Here is a 550-nt window from a genome sequence, read left to right as displayed (position 1 = left end):
ACCACCACTTCCCAGTCGTCTGGGAAGGGGGCATTGGGGTAGAGCCGGGTTGCGGCAACCACCAGGGCGTCGGCAACGCACTGTACCCGGCGGAGGGTCGCGGCGTCGGTCACGACCGGATTCTGTTGCTTCATTTCCTCGAACGTACTGGCGCCGAGATTCGCCAGCACCGTGTCTGGCACCAGGGCCAGCTGCGAGCGCCCGGTCGGGGATTCCTGACAGGCGGTGAGCAAAACCAATGACAGCAGAACAATCAGGGTGTTTTTCACGAAGCCTCCCAGGTCGGTTGTGGGCGAGCGGCTGGCCCAGGCGTCGGCGAATTTCGCGTCCAGACGCTGGACGATGTCGTTGTTCCAGCCGCTTTCCTGGCGCATCACGCCGATTCCTTGTGCTTGCTGTGGTATATCAGAACTTGAGCTAGAAGCCGACTTGAATGTTAACCTGCACGCCATCGGCAGGCGAGGATCAAAACCATGGCCGGGCGCCGGCCAGGCGGTTGTCGCCAATGGCGTCTATCCTGATGGATCAGGCACGGCTGGCGCGTTTGACC

General features: G+C 62.0%; 1 protein-coding gene. It reads right to left on the bottom strand.

Annotated elements, in window-relative coordinates:
- On the bottom strand, positions 1–374 hold a 374-nt coding region (locus V7D18_RS02585), incomplete at its 3' end, for a hypothetical protein (RefSeq protein ID WP_426151169.1).
- Positions 375–550 lie beyond the last annotated feature (176 nt).

Source organism: Lacrimispora sp. 38-1 (genome assembly GCF_049890855.1).
GTDB lineage: Bacteria > Bacillota > Clostridia > Lachnospirales > Lachnospiraceae > Lacrimispora.
The sequence above is the reverse complement of the archived record's forward strand: the minus strand, read 5'-3'. Positions and strand labels throughout refer to the sequence as shown.